Raw genomic sequence first — 3,433 nt, 5'->3', positions numbered from 1 at the left:
CCAACCCCCAACCCCCACCGAAAAACTTTTTCAGCAAACCCTAGTTATAAGCTGTGGAGAAAGCCGGATGCTATAGTGGTAAATTTGGCTAATTCTCAATCTAAAAATGTTTATGACCACAACCACTTGCGAGAGTAACTCGATCTATCCCGTGCGTTGGCAAGATAACAAAGTTTGGCTGATCGATCAAACCCGTTTACCCATGGAGTATGGGGAAGTTGAGATCACCAGCAGTGAAGCCATGGCCCGGGCGATCGAAACGATGATTGTCCGCGGCGCTCCAGCGATCGGGGTGGCGGCTGCCTATGGTATGGTTTTAGGAGCGCAGGAAATTAAAACTGACCAGAAAGAGGAATTTCTGGCTGATTTAACTAGAATAGCCGATCGATTAGCCCAAACCCGGCCGACGGCGGTGAATTTATTCTGGGCGCTCGAGCGAATGTTAAAAGTGGCCAGGGAAAGTGGACCAGAAGTGGCAGTGATTACCAAAAATCTCCTTGAAACTGCCCAAAATATCCAAAAAGAAGACGTGGAAACCTGTCGGGCGATCGGTCATCATGGTTTATTGGCGCTGCCGGAGCAACCAGAAAAACTGACAATTTTAACCCACTGTAATACTGGTTCCCTAGCCACGGCCGGTTATGGTACTGCTTTAGGGGTAATTCGTTCCGCTTGGACGGCAGGGAGATTAATACAAGTGTATGCAGACGAAACCCGGCCGCGGCTGCAAGGGGCAAAATTAACCGCCTGGGAATGTCTGCGGGAGGGAATTCCCGTCACCGTGATCACCGATAGCATGGCGGCCCACTGTATGCAGCAAAAACTGATCGATGCGGTGATTGTTGGGGCCGATCGCATTGCGGCCAATGGGGACACGGCCAACAAAATTGGCACCTATTCCCTTGCGGTGGTGGCAAAAGCTCATAATCTGCCTTTTTATGTGGCTGCGCCTCTATCGACGGTGGATTTTTCCCTTAAGGATGGTACGGGGATACCGATCGAACAGCGCGATCGTGCCGAAATTTATCAGGTGGGGACAACTACCCTTTGCCCTAGAGATGTTAACTTTTATAACCCCGCCTTCGATGTTACTCCCGCCGCTTTAATCACCGCTATCATTACGGAAAAAGGGGCGGTAACACCAGCTGAATTAATTTTTTTACAGGATTCCTAGAGGGTAAGCTTTTTCCCTACTGATACCATTTTTATCGTTTATATCGATTGGCACAGTGGGGAAAAATTCCGCCTCAATCAAATTGGAGGTGACGGCCAAGGGCTGCAAATAGACAAAAACTACCTCTATCCATAAACTAAAGGACTAGAGTAATTTTGAGAAACTATCTAGGGTTTGCTGAAAGAAGCTACAACCTTTATTGGAAAAGGCTTTTAGACTTTTTTCCCCTCAAAAAGTGCCAGCCCTTGCAGTGGTCGGGGGGAAAATTCAGGGACTTTTTCCCTGAAAATTAGGTAATTGACCCCCTCAAAATCGGTAAAACCCCACACCCCACACCCTGCCACCACCGAAAAACTTTTTCAGCAAACCCTAATTATTGATTACTTCAATCAAGAAAAAATAGATTGTTTATTAGTTTTAGATTAATTTTTTTTGTTGATATAGGCTAAGAAAATTAATTAAACCAGAGCTTGGTTCTATTCTATAAAAATCAAATATGAAAATCCAAGCAGATCAAAGATGTATTCTTGTTAAATATAATATATTGCTCTTCTCGACTTTGTGTAATAATTTTTGCCTATGAAATCGTGAAATATTTACTGGGAAAGACTTTTAGGACTATTTTGTTGTAGAAACTATCAGTATAGGTCTCGTTTCCACACAGAAATCATAAGAGCCAAATCCCCCCTCCTTGCCTAATCGAGATTTGCATGATATTATAATAGAATAATTAAAGGAGAAAATTGCGGGTATATTTGAGTAGATTTTAGGGGAAGTTAAGTATCTTGGCAAGCTCTGCTTTTAGTAAGTAGAAATAAAATCGACTAGAAAAATGAAGATAAGAAAAGGAAGGTTAAGTATCTTGGCAAGCTCTGCTTTTAGTAAGTAGAAATAAAATCGACTGAAAAAAGTAGATTGCTGAATGAAGATAAGAAAAGGGCCAATTCAAGGAAGGGGGAACGGAGTGAAGTCAATGTTTGGGGGGGTCTAATAATCCAAAATCTAAAATCCAAAATTATCAAATCATCACCTAATTCGGTAACACTGGGGAAAAACATGGATAATGTGCGGGTTATCGTTATAGAAGATCACGATCTAACGCGCATGTGCTTAGTGGTGGCTCTCCAGCATCGAGAGAATATTCAAGTGGTGGGAGAAGCTACCAGTGGATTACAGGGACTGAAATTGCTAGAGGAGACTAAACCCGATGTGGCGATCATCGATATAGGTTTGCCCATGATCGATGGGATCGAGTTAGTACGACGCTTCAAACAAAATCGGGGCGAAGACCCCCTGGCCACGAAAATCCTCATGCTAACCATGCACAAAACCCAAGAACTGGTTTTAGCGGCTTTTACTGCTGGGGCTGATTCTTACTGTATGAAGGATATTAGCATTGATAAGTTAATCGAGGCGATTCATTCCACCCACGAAGGCAATCCCTGGATCGATCCTGCGATCGCCAATATTATTCTGCAACAAGTGCGCCAAAATGTTCCCGTCGGTGCGGCTGCCGAGACCAAAACAGTGATAATTCGCGGCCTTGACCCAGAATGTCGCCAATTATTGAAAAATGCCCCCCTAACGGCACGAGAGCTAGAAATTCTCGATCTGATTGTTGCGGGTTGCAGTAATGCCGAGATTGCCGAGCGACTCTATATCACCATCGGCACGGTGAAAACCCATGTCCGCAATGTCTTAAATAAACTCTCTGTGGATGATCGGACTCAAGCGGCAGTGCTGGCCCTGCGATCGGGATTAGTGGAGTGAACTACTCTCAACAGAGTTGAGAGCTTCCTATTTCAGGGGGGAGGGTTCCTCAAGACGGACTTACGCACAGCTTTTGGTCTTATATCCCCTCTATAGGCAGTATCGCGCTTTTCCTAACGATAATATCCGTAAGGCTTCATCTCTGATATTTATCGCCGCATTTATGTCCCGGTCATGGGTTGTCTGACAATGCTCACAAGTCCAATTTCTAACCTCAAGCGGCAAACTACCCACTTGAAGACAGACATGACAAGTTTTAGAACTAGGGAAAAACCTATCAACTTCGATATAAGTTTTTCCTTCCCATTCTGCCTTGTATTTAAGCATTGTACAAAACATTCCCCAACTACAATCACTAATAGCCTTAGCTAAATTATGATTGCGTACCATGCCTTTGACATTGAGATTTTCTACCGCAATAACTTGGTTTTCGTTAACTATCTTACGGGATAGCTTGTGGAGAAAATCCTCACGACATCTTGAGATTTT

The 3,433-nt window shown here is 43.9% G+C and carries 2 protein-coding genes and 1 pseudogene; 2 read left to right on the top strand and 1 reads right to left on the bottom strand.

Translation table 11 applies throughout. The features are described 5' to 3' along the window. Nucleotides 1-112: 112 nt before the first annotated feature. Nucleotides 113-1,174 (top strand): S-methyl-5-thioribose-1-phosphate isomerase, encoded by a 1,062-nt coding sequence (mtnA, locus tag IM319_RS04020; protein WP_287734727.1) that lies wholly within the window; start codon nucleotides 113-115, stop codon nucleotides 1,172-1,174. Nucleotides 1,175-2,230: 1,056 nt separating this feature from the next. Continuing rightward, complete coding sequence (locus IM319_RS04015; RefSeq protein ID WP_287734725.1) at nucleotides 2,231-2,944, top strand: response regulator; 714 nt, start codon at nucleotides 2,231-2,233, stop codon at nucleotides 2,942-2,944. Between the two features lie 32 nt (nucleotides 2,945-2,976). Here the strand turns inward: IM319_RS04015 and IM319_RS04010 are convergent. After that, nucleotides 2,977-3,433: pseudogene (locus tag IM319_RS04010) on the bottom strand (RNA-guided endonuclease TnpB family protein); the annotation flags it as partial.

Source organism: Microcystis sp. M113S1 (genome assembly GCF_020246945.1).
Taxonomy (GTDB): Bacteria; Cyanobacteriota; Cyanobacteriia; order Cyanobacteriales; family Microcystaceae; genus Microcystis.
The sequence above is the reverse complement of the archived record's forward strand: the minus strand, read 5'-3'. Positions and strand labels throughout refer to the sequence as shown.

Excerpts from the sequence above, each read along its gene's own strand:
- mtnA (WP_287734727.1), top strand. The coding sequence starts at position 113 with ATGACCACAACCACTTGCGAGAGTAACTCGATCTATCCCGTGCGTTGG.
- IM319_RS04015 (WP_287734725.1), top strand. The coding sequence starts at position 2,231 with ATGGATAATGTGCGGGTTATCGTTATAGAAGATCACGATCTAACGCGC.